Source organism: Streptomyces yokosukanensis (genome assembly GCF_001514035.1).
GTDB classification, from domain to species: Bacteria; Actinomycetota; Actinomycetes; order Streptomycetales; family Streptomycetaceae; genus Streptomyces; species Streptomyces yokosukanensis.
The window spans coordinates 364,319-379,707 of the sequence record NZ_KQ948212.1 but is presented as its reverse complement, the minus strand read 5'-3'; the positions used below and the strand labels follow the sequence as shown (position 1 = coordinate 379,707).

10 protein-coding genes are annotated in these 15,389 nt (G+C 72.9%); 1 reads left to right on the top strand and 9 read right to left on the bottom strand.

The window, feature by feature from the left end; all coding sequences use genetic code 11:
• Window positions 1–26: 26 nt before the first annotated feature.
• The 9 genes from AQI95_RS19485 to AQI95_RS19445 form a co-directional block, all read right to left on the bottom strand.
• Complete coding sequence (locus AQI95_RS19485) at window positions 27–2,558, bottom strand: MFS transporter (RefSeq protein WP_279617009.1); 2,532 nt, start codon at window positions 2,556–2,558, stop codon at window positions 27–29.
• A gap of 485 nt (window positions 2,559–3,043) precedes the next feature.
• A complete protein-coding gene (locus tag AQI95_RS49045; RefSeq protein ID WP_425264888.1) occupies window positions 3,044–5,149 on the bottom strand; it encodes an SWIM zinc finger family protein in 2,106 nt (701 codons plus the stop codon).
• A gap of 272 nt (window positions 5,150–5,421) precedes the next feature.
• On the bottom strand, window positions 5,422–8,280 hold the full coding sequence (locus AQI95_RS19475; protein WP_067124729.1) for a DEAD/DEAH box helicase: 2,859 nt from the start codon (window positions 8,278–8,280) through the stop codon (window positions 5,422–5,424).
• A gap of 98 nt (window positions 8,281–8,378) precedes the next feature.
• The gene (locus AQI95_RS19470; protein WP_067124727.1) at window positions 8,379–8,960 is read right to left on the bottom strand and encodes a sugar kinase; all 582 of its coding nucleotides are present in this window, start codon (window positions 8,958–8,960) and stop codon (window positions 8,379–8,381) included.
• Window positions 8,957–10,102 (bottom strand): ROK family glucokinase, encoded by a 1,146-nt coding sequence (locus tag AQI95_RS19465; protein WP_067124724.1) that lies wholly within the window; start codon window positions 10,100–10,102, stop codon window positions 8,957–8,959. The genes AQI95_RS19470 and AQI95_RS19465 overlap by 4 nt, the downstream gene beginning before the upstream one ends.
• 120 nt (window positions 10,103–10,222) lie before the next feature.
• A complete protein-coding gene (locus AQI95_RS19460) occupies window positions 10,223–11,035 on the bottom strand; it encodes an ATP-binding cassette domain-containing protein (protein WP_067124720.1) in 813 nt (270 codons plus the stop codon).
• Window positions 11,032–12,060, bottom strand: coding sequence for an ABC transporter permease (locus tag AQI95_RS19455; RefSeq protein WP_067124717.1), 1,029 nt, complete (start codon window positions 12,058–12,060; stop codon window positions 11,032–11,034). The genes AQI95_RS19460 and AQI95_RS19455 overlap by 4 nt, the downstream gene beginning before the upstream one ends.
• The gene (locus tag AQI95_RS19450; RefSeq protein ID WP_067124714.1) at window positions 12,057–13,061 is read right to left on the bottom strand and encodes a sugar ABC transporter substrate-binding protein; all 1,005 of its coding nucleotides are present in this window, start codon (window positions 13,059–13,061) and stop codon (window positions 12,057–12,059) included. The genes AQI95_RS19455 and AQI95_RS19450 overlap by 4 nt, the downstream gene beginning before the upstream one ends.
• A gap of 177 nt (window positions 13,062–13,238) precedes the next feature.
• Entirely contained in the window at window positions 13,239–13,988 is a 750-nt protein-coding gene (locus AQI95_RS19445) for a GntR family transcriptional regulator (protein WP_067124711.1), read from the bottom strand.
• A 118-nt stretch (window positions 13,989–14,106) separates the two neighbouring features.
• Between AQI95_RS19445 and AQI95_RS19440 the strand changes: the two genes are divergently transcribed.
• Window positions 14,107–15,129, top strand: a complete 1,023-nt coding sequence (locus tag AQI95_RS19440; protein WP_067124709.1) for a Gfo/Idh/MocA family protein — start codon at window positions 14,107–14,109, stop codon at window positions 15,127–15,129.
• The last annotated feature ends 260 nt before the right edge of the window (window positions 15,130–15,389 follow it).

The following is a 15,389-nucleotide window of genomic DNA, read 5'->3' as shown; positions in this document are numbered from 1 at the left end:
CCGGGCGTGGGCGCCGGGCGTACGCGCTAGTGGGCCTCGTCCTGGTGGGACAGCTCCAGGTCGAAGCCGGTGGCGCCGCTGCCGTCCAGGCGCAGTGACGCGGCGACCGGGGCGTAACCGCTGGCGATGACGGTGTACTCGCCGCCGTCCAGGTCGGTGAACCCGTAGGCGCCGTCGGCGCCGGTGATCGCGGTGCCGACGACGTTCCCGGCCGAGTCCAGCAGGGTGACCTTGGCGTCGTCGAGCGGGTCGCCCGTGGCGGAGCTGATCACGCCGCCGAGCCGGGCGCCCGGCTCCAGGCGGATGTCGCAGGCGTCCGTCGCCCCCGGGGTGACGTCGACGCCGAGGGCGGCCGGGCGGTATCCGGGCGTGTTCACGACGAGCGTGTAGCCGCCGGGGACCAGGTCGGCGAGCGCGAAGGCGCCGTCGGCGGCCGTGGTCGCGCTGGACACGACCTCGCCGCGTACGTCCGTGGCGACCAGCAGGGCTCCGGGCAGCGGGTGTCCGTCCACGGCGTCCCGGACGGAGCCGGTGAGGGCGACGGAGCCGCTGAGCGCGAGGTCGCAGTCGACCGGCTCGTCGCCGACCAGCACCGTGACGGCCTGCGGCTGCCGGGCACCGGCGGCACCGATGAGCACATAGGTGCCGGGACCGGAGACGGCGAGGGTGTAGCACCCGTCCGCGCCGCTGACGGCACGGCCGAGCTGCCGTCCGTTGACGTCGATCAGGGTGATGACGGCCTGCGGCACCGGAGCGCCCGTGCCGTCCAGGACCCGGCCGCGGACGCCGTGGCGCCCGGTGGCGGGGACGGGCTCGAACCGGTCGGCCGTCGGCCCGCTCTCGGGCCGGCTCCCGTTGGGTGCCGGTTCGACGGCGAGGGGCTCGGCCTTGGCCAGCGCGACGGCGGCCGGGGCGGCGGCGGTCGCAGCCGGGTCCGGCGCCGGGGCGCCGTTCTCCTCGGCCGCCCGCGCCTCCAAGCCGGAGACCTGGCGCAGCGGCACCTCCTTGGTCCACAGCGCGACCAGGAAGCCCAGGACCATCACGGCCGCCGCGATGAGGAACACGAGCTGCATCGAGTCGGTGAAGCCGACCTTGAACGGCTGGGCGAGACGCGGGTCGAGCCGCTGGATGAACGAGGAGTCGTCGAGCACACCCGAGCCACTGCCGCCGCTCGCCCCCGGGTGCTTGACCATCTCCAGCACCGGGGCGTTCGCGGGGTTGGCGCGCACGGCCGGGTCGTGCAGCGCGGCCTGGAACGCGGGCGTCTGGGCCGCGCTGCGGAAGGCCGAGCTGATCTTGTCACCGACGGTGCTGAACAGCACGGAGAGGAAGATGGCGGTACCGGCGGTGCCGCCCATCTGCCGGAAGAAGGTGGCCGAGGCGGTCGCCACGCCCATGTCCTTGGGCTCGACGTCGTTCTGCACGGCCAGGGTCAGGATCTGCATACAGCCGGCGAGGCCGACGCCGAACAGCGCCATGTAGGCCATGGTCTCCGGCAGCGCCGTGTTCCACTCCACCCGGTAGTGGAACAGCAGCAGGGCGGCGATGATCAGCAGGGAGCCGATGACCGGGAAGATCTTGTACTTGCCGGTCTTCTGGATGATGCCGCCGACCACGACGGTCCCGGCGATCATCCCGATCATCAACGGGAGCATCAGCAGGCCGGACTTGGTGGGGCTGACGCCCTTCACGATCTGCAGATACAGCGGGACCATCATCAGCCCGCCGAACATGCCCATGCCGATGATCACGGACAGCAGGCTCATCTTGCTGAAGACCGGGCTGCGGAACAGCCGCATCGGGATCAGGGCCTCCTCACCCATGGCCCGTTCGACGAAGACCCATGCGATCAGGCCGACCACGCCGACCGCGTAGCAGACGCCGGACTTCGTGGAGGTCCAGCCCCAGCTCTGACCCTGCTCGGCCACCAGCAGCAGCGGCACCACGCCGAGGGCGATGGTGAGCGCGCCCCACCAGTCGATGCGGTGCTCGCGCCGGGTGTGCGGGAGATTCAGCACCTTGGCGACGACGAACAGCGCGATGATGCCGACGGGCACGTTGACGAGGAAGACCCAGCGCCAGCCGGCGATGGTCAGGATGCTGCTCCGGCCGGCCAGAAAGCCGCCGATCAGCGGGCCGAGCACGCTGGAGGAGCCGAACATCGCGAGCATGTAGCCCTGGTACCGAGCCCGCTCGCGGGGCGGGACGATGTCACCGATGATCGCCAGCGCCAGGGACATCAGACCGCCGGCGCCGATGCCCTGGAAGGCGCGGAAGGCGGACAGCTCCGTCATCGAGGTGGCGAACGAGCAGGCGGCCGAGCCGATGATGAAGATCGTGATGGCCGCGAGGAAGTAGGGCTTGCGGCCGTAGAGGTCGGACAGCTTGCCGTACAGCGGCGTACTGATCGTCGAGGTGATCAGGTAAGCGGTGGTGACCCACGCCTGCGCGCTCAGGCCGTGCAGATCGTCGGCGATCGTGCGGATCGAGGTGCTGACGATGGTCTGGTCGAGCGCCGCAAGGAACATCCCCAGCATCAGGCCGCTGAGGATTGTCATGATCTGACGGTGCGTCAGCCTTCCGGCGGTCGGCGGTGCCGACCCGGATATCGCTGTGGTTTCCCCGCGGGCCGGGGATGCGGACGTGGTCATGCGTGCGGATCTCCTTGCCTCGCCTCGCCGGCCGGGCCCTGCCCGCCCCGAGGCTCGTGTACGTGCGGTGAACCGGGTCGTCGTCGTGGCGCCGCAGCGGACCCTCGCCACATTCTGTTGCTTGCGGCTACCAAGTGAGTGTAGGCCTGGCCGGGACGGGCCGCGTCACCCTCACGTCGCCCCCTGCGCCCCCGCCCGCACGCCCGCCGGGAGCGACGGACCCGCGACGACCACGACGGACTGGGACATGTCCCACTTCGCACCGTCCGACGCCATCCGGATTGTCGACAGTCGGCAGGCGAGAGGCCCGACACTTCGCACAAACATTCCGATAAACCGACTGCTTCCGTCACATCGACACGAGGGCACGGGCGGCTCGCCGTGGTCGTCGGTCAGCTGTCGTCCGGGGTGCCGAGGCCGGTGCCGGTCAGGGCGCCCACCGGGTCGAGGTCCGGGGTGCCGCGGGGCCACCAGTCGTCCTGGTCGAGCTCCGACTCGTAGGCGTACCACAGGCCGTCCAGGCCGAGGCGGAGTTGGACATGGCCCCGCGGGTGGGTGAGGCGGTTGCGCCAGGGGCGGAACGCCGGGAGGTCGGCGGCGAGCAGCAGTGGGCGGGCCCGGTCGAAGCGGCCGGCCGGCGGGTCCCACGCCTCCTCCAGCACGGCGAGTCCGGCGAGGCCGCCCTGGCGCCAGGCCGCGACGGCACGCGCGAGGTCGGCGGGGGTGCGGTCGGCGGCCGTGGCGAGCGTGGCGTACAGCGTGCGGGTGGCGGCCGTGAGGCCGGAACCGGGGCGGGCCGCGGCCAGCCGCACCGCGTCCTGCCACAGGGTCAGTTCGCCCACCGGGTCGTGTCCGGTGGTGAGCAGTGCGTGGGCGCGGGCGGCGGCGTCGGTCGCCAGCTGGTCCAGCGCGAAGGGATCGGGGCCACCGGGCGCCGCCGGATACACCGGAGGCTGCTCGGGGTGCGCGAGCGCCGGCAACGGCCTTGGCAGCGCCGGGAGTCGGCGCGGGGCGAGGGCGTCGGCCGCGCGTACGCCGGGCAGGGATCGGGGCTGCCGCTCCTGGGCGGCCCGGGCCGCGCGGGCGGCACTGCGCCGGGACAGCGCGTCGAGCAGCTCCTTCTCGCCCCGGCCGCGCAGCAGGAGCAGCACGAACGGGTCGGTGTCGAGCAGCCTTGCCATCTGGTAGCAGAGGGCGGCCGCGTGCTTGCAGGGGTGACCGGAGTCGGGGCAGCTGCAGCGGGGGGCGAGGTCGCCGGGGCCGGGCAGCAGCGGGACACCGGAGTCGGCGAGGGACTGCGGCAACTCCTTGTCGAGCAGCGCGGCGATGTGTCCCGGCCGGTCGGCGGCCGTATCCAGGAACCGTGCCCAGTCCTCGCCCTCCAGGGTGCGGACCCGCACCTGTACGCGGTACGGGCGGGGGCGGCTCCCGCGCACGTACGCCAGCACGAGCCCCGGTGTCACGGTGATCGCGTCGACATGTCCCTGGTCGGCATAACCACGGCCCCGCGCCACCCTCTTGGCGTCCAGCGCCCCCTGCTCCAGCGCGTCCACCCATGCGTTGCCCCACCAGGTCGCCGCGAACGGCACGTCATCGGCAGTGGCCGCGCGGGGCCCGAACGCCGGGAAGGTACGGCGCAGTTCGGTGTCGCGGTGGGGTGTGGCCATGGTGGGCGGCACATGGGGGGACGCGGGGACGTCGGGCAGGCCGGGCGGTGTGTACGCGGACGCCGGGACGTCGAGCAGGCCGGGCGGTGTGTACGCGGACGCCGGGACGTCGAGCAGGCCGGGCGGTGTGTGTACGGACGCCGAGGCCTCGGGCGGGGCCGAGGGGGTGTGCGCGGACGCCAGGTCGTCGGGCGCGGGGGCGGGCCCGGCAGCGGCGGCGGATGTCGTGGGCGGGAGCGTGGTCGGCGCGGGCGGCGCAGGGCGGTCGGGCGTGGCGACGGTTGCGTCGGCGGGTGTTTCCTCCTCCGGGGTGTCGGACCACGTCGGCATCCGGAAGGCGTTCGCCAGGTAGTGCCGCATCTCCTGGGCGGCCTCGAGGCGGGCGGCCCGGGACGCGGGGTCCGGCGCGGAGGGTGACACGGCACGCGAGGGCGCGGAGTTGGCGCTTCCGGCCGCCTTCGCCGCCCCCGCTCCCGTCCGGCGTCGGGTGGCCTCGTCCGTCTCGGCGGCCCGTGCCTCGCGCCGGGCCGCGCGCAGCGCCTCCCGGGCGGCGTCGGCCGGGCGGGCCTGCGGCACGGTCGTGTCCTTCGCGGGTGCGTCGACCTCATCCGGGACGATCGCGCTGGACGGTGGAGAGACGGCGGGAGGTGCGGAGGCGGCCGGCGGTGCGGAGACGGCCGATGGTGCGGAGACGGCCTGCGTTGCGGGGGCGGCCGATGGTGCGGAGACGGCCTGCGTTGCGGGGGCGGCGGACTGCCGTGCGTCGTCCTCTCCTTGGTGGAAAGGCACCGGCTCCGTCGCAGTCTCGCCCGCGCCGCGCCGTGCCGACATCGCGGCCCGCAGTGCCGCGCGCGCCGCGTCGCCCGGTCCGCCGGCCACAGGGCGTTCCGCCTCGGTCTCGGCGGGCGTCCGCGCCCGCTCCGGCGTGGCACCCGCCGGAGCCTCGGGCGGAGTCGTCTCCGGCCCCTCCGGCGCCGACTCCAGCGGCGCGACGGGCGCCCCGGGCGCCTCTTCGGCCCGGCCCGTACGCTCGGACTCGGCCCGCTCCCGTGCTGCCCGCAGCGCCCGTCGGGCGCCGTCGCCGGGACGCTGTTCCCCGCTCGTCACGACGGCCTCCGCAGCGAGACGAGGTCGGACAGCTCGCGGTCGGTCAGTTCGGTGAGGGCCGCCTCGCCGGAGCCGAGGATCGCGTCGGCCAGAGCGCGCTTGGCGACGAGCATCTCGGCGATGCGGTCCTCGACCGTGCCCTCGGTGATCAGCCGGTGGACCTGGACGGGCTGGGTCTGGCCGATGCGGTACGCGCGGTCGGTGGCCTGCTCCTCGACGGCCGGGTTCCACCAGCGGTCGAAGTGGACGACATGGCCCGCGCGGGTGAGGTTCAGGCCGGTGCCGGCGGCCTTCAGGGAGAGCACCAGGACCGGGGTCCCGCCGCTCTGGAAGCGGTCCACCATGCGCTCGCGCTCCGGCACCGGGGTGCCGCCGTGCAGGAGGTCGACCGGGATCGCGCGGGCGGAGAGGTGGGCGGTGATGAGGCGGGCCATGCCGACGTACTGGGTGAAGACGAGCGCTGAGCCGTCCTCGGCCAGCAGGGTGTCCAACAGCTCGTCCAGCAGGGCGAGTTTGCCCGAGCGGTGCGCGAGGCGATGTGTGCCGGCCTCCTCCTTCAGATACAGCGCCGGGTGGTCGCAGATCTGCTTCAGGGCACCCAGCAGCTTCAGCACCAGGCCCCGGCGGGCGATGCCCTCGGCGGTCTCGATGGCGAGCATCGACTCGCGCACCACCGCCTCGTACAACGCGGCCTGCTCATGGGTGAGGGGCACCGGGTGGTCCGTCTCGGTCTTGGGGGGCAGTTCGGGGACGATGCCGGGGTCGGACTTCTTGCGGCGCAGGAGGAAGGGGCGGACCAGGCGGGCCAGCCGTTCCACCGCCTCGGCGTCCTCGCCGTTCTCCACCGCGCGGGCGTGGCGGGCGCGGAAGGACTTGAGGGGGCCGAGGAGTCCTGGGGTGGTCCAGTCGAGCAGGGCCCACAGCTCGGAGAGGTTGTTCTCCACCGGGGTGCCGGTCAGCGCCACCCGCGCCGGGGCCGGGATCGTGCGCAGCGCCTTGGCCGTGGCCGAGTACGGGTTCTTCACATGCTGGGCCTCGTCGGCGACGACCATGCCCCAGGGCTGTTCGGCCAGGTGGGCCGCGGTGGAGCGCATGGTGCCGTAGGTGGTCAGGACGAAGCCGCCGTCGAGGCCGTCCAGGGTGCGGCTCTGGCCGTGGAACCGGCGGACGGGCACACCGGGCGCGAAGCGGGTGATCTCCCGCTGCCAGTTGCCGAGCAGGGAGGCCGGGCAGACCACGAGGGTCGGCTCGGGGCGGGCGCGCTCGAGATGCAGGGCGATGAGGGTGACGGTCTTGCCGAGGCCCATGTCGTCGGCGAGGCAGCCGCCGAGGCCGAGCGAGGTCATGAGGTCCAGCCAGGCGAGACCGCGCAGTTGGTAGTCGCGCAGGGTGGCGGCAAGGCCCGGGGGCGGGGCGGCGGGGCGCAGGCCCGCGGTGAGCCGGTCGCGCAGGGCGGCCAGCGCACCGACCGGGACGGCCTCCACGCTCTCGCCGTCGACGTCGGCGGTGCCGGTGAGCGCGGCGGACAGCGCGTCGACCGGGTCGAGCAGGCCCAGTTCGCGTTTGCGGGCCTTGCGGACGAGGGCCGGGTCGACCAGCACCCAGCGGTCCCGCAGGCGTACGACCGGGCGGTGGGCCTCGGCGAGGGCGTCCATCTCGGCCTCGCTGAGCGGCTCCCCGCCGAGCGCCAGCTGCCAGCGGAACTGCAGCAGCTCCTCGCTCTCGAAGAAGCCGGTGCCGTCGGTCGCCGAGCCGGGTGCCGGGCGGACCACGGCGGCGGCCGTCAGATCGCGGGCGAGGTCCCTCGGCCAGTGCACGGCGACCCCGGCGGCGGCCAGCCGGGCGGCACCGGCGCCGAGCAGCTCGCCCAGCTCCTCCTCGGACAGGGCGAGGACGTCCGGCACCTCCTGCTCGGCGAGCCGGTCCAGGGGCGGCCAGACGCGGGCCGCGCGCCGCACGGCGAGGGCGGCGTCCACGCGTGCGCGGGGCCCGAACGCCGTGTCGGCCTCCCCCGCCCACAGGGCCGCGGCGTCGGCCACCAGGGTGGGGTCGGCGAGGCTGTGCGCCTGCACGACGGCGGCTCCGGCGGCGCGGGCGCCGTCGTGCGCACCGGCGTCGAAGACGTCGTGTGCCGAAAGGTCCAGGCGGAGCGAGATCCGTACGCCCGCGTCCATGCCGGCGGCGACCTCGGCCGCCCACTCGTGGGCCTGCGGCAGGATCACGGGCTCCCGGGCGGCGAAGGGACGGCCGGAGGTGTGCGGGGCCGCCGGGGTGCGGGGCAGGGTGTCGGTGACCGCGTCCAGGAAGGAGCGGACCAGGGCCTCCGGTTCGGGCAGCCGGAGCGGGCCGGGCTCCGGCAGCGGCACGGCGTGGCCCTCCGGGGGCAGGGCCGCGGCCACCGCGCGCAGGTGGGCGATGTCGTCGGGTTCCAGCGGGCCGGCCCGCCAGGCGTCCTGGCCGGACGGGGTCAGGCCAGGCAGCAGCCGGCCGCGCGCGACCAGGCGCAGCGCGTGCAGCGCGGCGGCGCCCCAGCAGGCCGTGGCCGGATGGGCAGAGGGGTCGTGGCGGGCGCGGACCAGCAGCGGCAGCGCCTCGGCGAGCGGCAGGGTCAGCGCGGGCACCTGGCGGCGGCGCACACCGGCTCCGTGCCGTCGGACGACCGTCAGCTCGGACCTGTCGCCTTCGGCGTCCGGCTCGCCGGGCAGGGCGCCGCCGTCGGGGTCCCAGAAGGCGATACGGCCCTCGCGCGGGAGGGGCGCGGGCAGATAGACGGTCGCGAGGCGCGCGGGGACCGCGCTCCCGGTCCGCCCGGAACCTCCCGTGTGCTCGGCCACCGCCGACATGCCGCCGCTCATACGTCCTGCCACCTCCCGTCCGTGTGTCGGATCAGACGTCTTCGACTCTACGGGCGGGGTCTGACACTCGGCCCCGGACATCGGCCCGGGGCCGGTGCTCACGGCACGGTGCGGGAGACGACGTAGACCATCGGGTTGTTCGGGTCGGACATGTTCACGACCACGTCCTGGGTGGGTGCCGGGTTCTTCTGTTCGCGGGTGAGCCCCCACCAGGGGCCGGGGCCGGTGAAGTGCCAGCCGCTGACCTTCTGGTCGCGGGCGCCGATGGTGATGTCGCCCTTCTTCAGCTGGTCCCGGCGGGCGCCCATCGTCTGCAGGAAGCTGTCCACGCCGGCCGCGTTGGTGCGGAACTGCACATAGAGCCGGCTGGTCTTCCAGTTGTTCGTCTCGTAGGAGGCGATGTGGTCGGCGGGGTGCGGGACGCTCACCTGGTAGAGGCGGCGCTGCACCTTCGACGGCCAGCCCGGGACGAGGCCGGTCGCGGAGTACTTCGCCTCCTTGTCCTTGCCGCTGTCGCGGCTCTGGTTGGCGGAGATCACCAGATAGCCGGCCGGGACCCCGATCAGCAGGACGATGATCAGCAGCGTGAGCGCGCGGCGCTTGGCCTTGTGCCCGGGGTTCTCGGCGGGGCGGCGCGGCTCGTCCGGCGGGGCGGACTGGCGGGGCAGTGACGCGATCATGCTGAGTCCCGGTCTCGGCGGGCCTGGGCGTAGCGCTCGTAGCGCTCGTACCGCTCGACCCGGCGGCGCTTGGCGCGGCGGAAGCGGCGGGCGACGAGTCGGGCCAGGTCGGCGGCGCCGACCATACCGGCCTCGGGGCCGAGCTGAGCGCGGGTGATACGGGCCTCGGGGCGGTAGCCGCGGCCGGTGAGATGGCGCTTGAAGGCGTCCCGGGCCGGGCCGATGAGCAGGTCGTCGGCGGCCGAGACCCCACCGCCGATGACGAAGCAGGACGGGTCGAGGGCGGCGGCGAGATTGGCGATGCCGACGCCGAGCCACTGGCCGATGTCCTGGAGCAGTTCGATGCACATGGCATCGCCCTCGCGGGCCAGCTCGGTGATCATCGGGCCGCTGATGTCGGCGATGTTGCCCTTGACGTGCTCGATGATGCCGTAGGCGACGGGCGAGTCGGCGGCGGCCAGCTCCCTGGCCTCGCGGACGAGGGCGTTGCCGGAGCTGTACTGCTCCCAGCAGCCGCGGTTGCCGCACGGGCAGCGGTGTCCGCCGGGGACGACCTGCATATGGCCGAACTCGCCGGCGACGCCGAACTTGCCCCGCTTGACCTGGCCGTCCTCCAGGATGGCGCCGCCGATGCCGGTGCCCAGGGTGATCATGACGAGGTGGTCCTCGCCGCGGCCGGCGCCGAAGCGCCACTCCGCCCAGGCGGCGGTGTTGGCGTCGTTGTCCACGAGGACCGGCACCGAGAGGCGGCCGCTGAGGCGGTCGCGCAGCGGTTCGTTGCGCCAGGACAGGTGGGGTGCGAACAGGACGCGGTTGCGCTCGGCGTCGACCCAGCCGGCCGCGCCGATGCCGACCGCGTGCACGTCGTGCCGGTCGGACAGGTCCAGGACCAGCTCGACGATGGTGTCCTCGACGACCTTGGGGCTCTTGGACTTGTCCGGGGTCTCCGTGCGGAGCTTCTCCAGGATGTTGCCGTCGGCGTCCACGACGCCCGCCATGACCTTGGTGCCGCCGATGTCGATGCCGACCGTCGGCACACGGGGTGCCGTCAGGTGGGAACGGCGCTCTCGTGTGCCCACGGTACGCAGGACCGGGGCTCGGCGGGAGCCGATGGGGGCGGTGAGGTCGCGGTAGGTGCTCATCGGGCTCGATTGTGCCCCACGCTCACGCTGAGTGCTGCGCGGGGAAGGGGGAGCGGGTGCGCGGGCACCGCCGTGCGCGGGTGCTCGGCGGTGGGACGCGCCCCGCGGCGGAGCCGCTGATCAGCGCGGCCCCGCGCCGCCCTGGGTCCGCTGCAGCTCATGGACCAGGGCGTCCAGGTCGGCTCCGCCGGCCATCTGCTTGGTCAGCTCGTCCAGCGTGATCTCGTCCCGTGTGTAATTGCCCACCATCGTGCCCCTGCGCAGAAGCACGAACCTGTCGCCCACCAGGTACGCGTGATGCGGGTTGTGGGTGATCAAGACGACGCCCAGCCCCTCGTCACGTGCTGCGGCCACATATTTCAGGACCACACCGGACTGCTTGACGCCCAGTGCCGCCGTGGGCTCGTCGAGGACCAGGACCTTCGCGCCGAAGTGGACCGCGCGGGCGATGGCCACGCACTGGCGTTCGCCGCCGGAGAGGGTGCCGATGGGCTGGTCGACGTCGCGGAGGTCGATGCCCATGCGCAGCAGGGCCTCGCGGGTGATGCGGCGCATGAGGTCGGTGTCCAGGCGCTTGAAGGGGCCGACGCCCTTGCGGGGCTCGGAGCCCAGGAAGAAGTTGCGCCACACCGGCATCAGCGGGACCACGGCCAGGTCCTGGTAGACCGTGGCGATGCCCCGGTCCAGGGCCTCGCGCGGGGAGGCCAGGCGGGCCTCCTCGCCGTCGATGCGCAGCGTGCCCGCGTCGTGCCGGTGCAGACCCGCGATCATCTTGATCAGGGTCGACTTGCCGGCGCCGTTGTCGCCCAGGACGCAGGTGATCTCGCCCGCGTGGACCTCCAGGGAGACGCCCTCCAGGGCGCGGACGTTGCCGTAGTGCTTGCCGGCGTCGGTCAGCTCGACCAGCGGCGTGCGCTCGGTGGTCTCGGTCATGTCGTCGCCTCCGCGCGCTTCTTGACCCAGGCGTTGAGCAGGGTCGCGAGGAGCAGCATCGCTCCGAGGAAGAACTTGAACCAGTCCGGGTTCCACTCGGCGAAGACGATGCCCTTGCTGGTCATGCCGAAGAGGAGGGCGCCGACGGCGGAGCCGATCGCGCTGCCGTAGCCGCCGGTGATCAGACAGCCACCGATCACGGCCGCGATGATGTAGATCAGTTCGTTGCCGACGCCCTCGCCGGACTGGACGGCGTCGAAGGAGAAGAGCAGGTGCTGGCCGGAGATCCAGGCGCCGAACGCCACGCCCATGTAGAGGCCGATCTTGGTCTTGGCGACCGGGACGCCGACCGCGCGGGCCGCGCTCTCGTTGCCGCCGACGGCGAAGATCCAGTTCCCGGCGCGGGTGCGCAGCAGGATCCAGGAGGCGAGGGCGACCAGGCCCAGCCACCACAGGATGGTGACCTTGAAGGCGACGCCGCCGACGGTGAGGGTCGCGGCGAAGACGTCGCGCGCGCTCGGGAAGCCCTCCATGTCGGCGATGGACTTGGTGGAGACCGTGCCGTCGATCAGCTTGGTGAAGCCGAGGTTCAGGCCGGTCAGCATCAGGAAGGTGCCGAGCGTGATGATGAAGCTGGGCAGCTTGGTACGGGTCAGCATGAAGCCGTTGAAGGCTCCGACAGCCAGGGTGACCAGCAGGGACACCCCCACACCGACCCAGGTGTTCGCCGTCATCTGGTAGCTGAACATCGAGGAGATCAGCGCCGAGGACGTGACGAGGACACCGGCCGACAGGTCGAACTCGCCACCGATCATCAGCAGCGCCACGGGGACGGCCATGATGCCGATGGTCGAGGAGGCGTACAGGACCGTGCTGAGGCTGGAGGCGTTGAGGAAGCCGTCGGCGGCGCAGGCGAAGAAGACGAAGACGGCGAGCGCGCCGACGACGGAGCCCAGTTCCGGCCGGGCGAGCAGCTTCCTCAGCGGCGAGGTCTGCAGAATCCTTTCGTCAACGGCTGTGCTCATCGGGTGCCCCGCTGGGTGTACGCGGCCAGCGCGGACGCCTGGTCCTTGGTGATGATCTGCGGGCCGGTCAGGACCGGCTTGCCGCCGCCGAGGACGTCGCCGTTGTACTTGTAGGCCCACAGCAGGTCGACCGCCTCGTAGCCCTGGAGGTACGGCTGCTGGTCCACGGCGAAGCCGAGGGTGCCGTTCTTCAGTTCGGCGGCGACCTGGGCGTTGAGGTCGAAGGTGTCGATCTCGGCCTTGCTGCCCGCGTCGCTCTTCGCCTTCACGGCGGTGTCGGCGTAGGGCGCGCCGAGGGTGACCACGGCGTCGAGGGACCTGTCGGCCTGGAGCTTGGCTTCGACGGCGGACTGGACGTCGGGCATGTTGGTGCCGTTGACGTAGAGCTTCTGCAGCGTGCCGCGGAAGGTCTTGGCGACGCCGTCGCAGCGCTGCTCGTGACCGACGTTGCCCTGCTCGTGCAGCACGCACAGGGCCTTCTTCTTCCCGCGCTTGTTCAGCTCGTCGCCGACGGCCTCGCCGGCGATGGTCTCGTCCTGGCCGATGTGGGTGAGGGCGCCGAAGGCCTTGGACTCGGCGGAGCCGGAGTTCACCGTGACGACGGGGATACCGGCCTTCTCGGCGCGGGCCACGGCGGCCTTCATGGCGTCCGGCTTGGCGAGCGTGACGATGATCCCGTCGACCTTCTTGTCGACCGCCGCGTCCACCAGCTGCGCCTGCTGCTGGGCCTCGTCGTCGTGCGAGTACAGGAAGTTGATGTTGTCCTTCACGGCGGCCTGCTTGGCGCCGTTCTGCACGATGTCCCAGAAGGTGTCGCCGTCTCCCGAGTGGGTGATCATCGCGAAGGTCCAGCGGGGGGTGTTCACCGCCGCCCTGCCCTGGGCCGCGGCGGCCTCGCGGGCGTCCTCGGCCCGCTTGCCTCCGGTGCTGCTGCACGCCGCGAGGGGCAGCGAGAGCGCCCCTGTCAGCGCGATGACTGCCCAGGTCCGAAACCGTGCCACGAGGCGGTGCCCCTTCTTGCTGTGTCCTGCTGCGTTCCGACGGAAGAGAGGGACCGCCGATCATGTCTCGGCAGCCCCAAACGATCCAGTATCGAACACAGGGAACACTCATGACACAGCCGGGGAGCGCTCACCCGCCCGATTGTCCGGACATTGCGACGAACCCGGGGGTGGCGGTCAGGGCCGGACGAGCAGCTGGAACTCGAAGGAGTAGCGCGTCGGGCGGTAGATGTGATCACCGAACTCGACCGCGCGCCCGGTGTCGTCGAAGGTGGTGCGCTGCATGGTGAGCAGGGGGGCGCCCTCGGTCTCCTTGAGCCGCTCGGCCTCGCCGGCCGTGGCCGCGCGGGCGCCGATGGACTGGCGGGCGCTGTGCAGGGTGATGCCGGCCGAGCGCATCAGCCGGTACAGACCGGTGGCTTCCAGCTGCTCGGTGTCCAGGTCGAGCAGACCGGTCGGAAGATGATTGACCAGGTACGCCATCGGCTCGCCGTGCGCGAGGCGCAGCCGCTCGACGCGGTGCACATCGCCGCCCTCGGGGACGCCGAGCGCGACGGCGACGGCGGCGGAGGCCGGCAGCACGGTGTTGACCAGCACCTTGGTCGCGGGGCGCTGACCGGCCGCCTCCAGGTCGTCGTAGAGGCTGCTCAGCTCCAGCGGGCGCTTGACCTGGCTGTGGACCACCTGCGTGCCGACGCCGCGGCGGCGCACGAGGAGTCCTTTGTCGACGAGGGACTGGATGGCCTGGCGGACGGTCGGCCGGGACAGGCCGAGCCGCGCGGCCAGCTCGATCTCGTTGCCCAGCAGGCTGCCCGGGGTGAGGCCGCCGTGCTCGATGGCGGCCTCCAGCTGCTGGGAGAGCTGGAAGTACAGCGGCACCGGGGAGCTACGGTCCACGCGGAGGTCGAGCGAGCGGGTCGGGTCCACATCTGGTTTCGGCACGGGCTCGAGCGTAGCCCCGTGATCGGTTGACGGGAAGTTGTGTAGTCCGATTGTCCGGACATACACATTGACAGCGTACGGGCTCCGCCCTCACTTTGATTCCATGCGCATCGGGGTCATCGGTACGGGCCGCATCGGCACCCTTCACGCGAGAACGCTCAGCCGTCACCGTGACGTCGGATCGTTGATCCTGACCGACGTGGATCCGGCACGGGCGCAGGGGCTGGCGCACCGGCTGGGCGAGACGGCGGCGCCGGGGGTGGACGAGATCTTCACGTGGGGTGTGGACGCGGTGGTGATCACCACGGCGACACCGGCCCACGCGGAACTGATCGGCCGGGCGGCGCGCTCGGGTCTGCCGGTCTTCTGCGAGAAGCCGATCGCGCTCGACCTGCCGGGCACCCTGCAGGCACTCGCCGAGGTGGAGACGGCGAAAACGATCCTGCAGATGGGGTTCCAGCGGCGTTTCGACCGGGGATACGCGGGCGCCCGTGAGGCCGTGCGCGCGGGACGGCTCGGCCGGCTGCACACCGTGCGCGCGATGACCTGCGACCAGTCCCCTCCCCCGGCCGAGTGGCTGCCGCTGTCCGGCGGGCTGTTCCGGGACACGCTGATCCACGACTTCGACGTGCTGCGCTGGGTGACGGGCCGTGAGGTGAGCGATGTGTACGCCGCCGGGTCGGACGGCGGGCCCGCGATGTTCCGCGAGAGCGGCGACGTCGACACGGGCGCGGCGCTGCTCACGCTGGACGACGGCACGCTCGCCACGGCCACGGCGACCCGGCTGAACGGCGCCGGGTACGACGTGCGCATGGAGTTGGCCGGGGAGCGGGACACGGTCGTGGTGGGCCTGGACGACCGTACCCCGATCGCGTCCACCGAGCCGACCGGGCCGCCGCCCGCGGACAAGCCGTGGACGGGCTTCCTGGAGCGGTTCGGGCCCGCGTACGAGGCCGAGTTGAACGCCTTCGTCGACGTGGTGCGCGGTCAGGGTCCCAACCCGTGCGACGGCCATGAGGCCCTGCAGGCCCTGCGGGTGGCCGAGGCCTGCGAGGTCTCCCGCCGCGAGCACCGCCCCGTGGCCCTCGCGGAGATCCCGGACCGCCCCCGGGCGCCCCGCGCCTGACCCCACGACCGCGGGGCCCGGCGAGGGGCTGGGGGGGGTGTCGTTCGGATCAGGCCGGCCGTGACGAACAGTGCGGACCGGCCGACCCGAGCGGGGTCTGACGCGTGCAGCTGCAAGGCGGAGGAGGGAGTCGACGGTGGGGGTCCCCCCGCGCGAGCGCGGTCGAGCGTGGGGGAGCGTCGGCGACCGACGCCAACACGGCTGGGGGCACCCCCTCTGGAGGAGTGCGTGCCAGACCCCGCGTGCCCGGCAGGACCCAT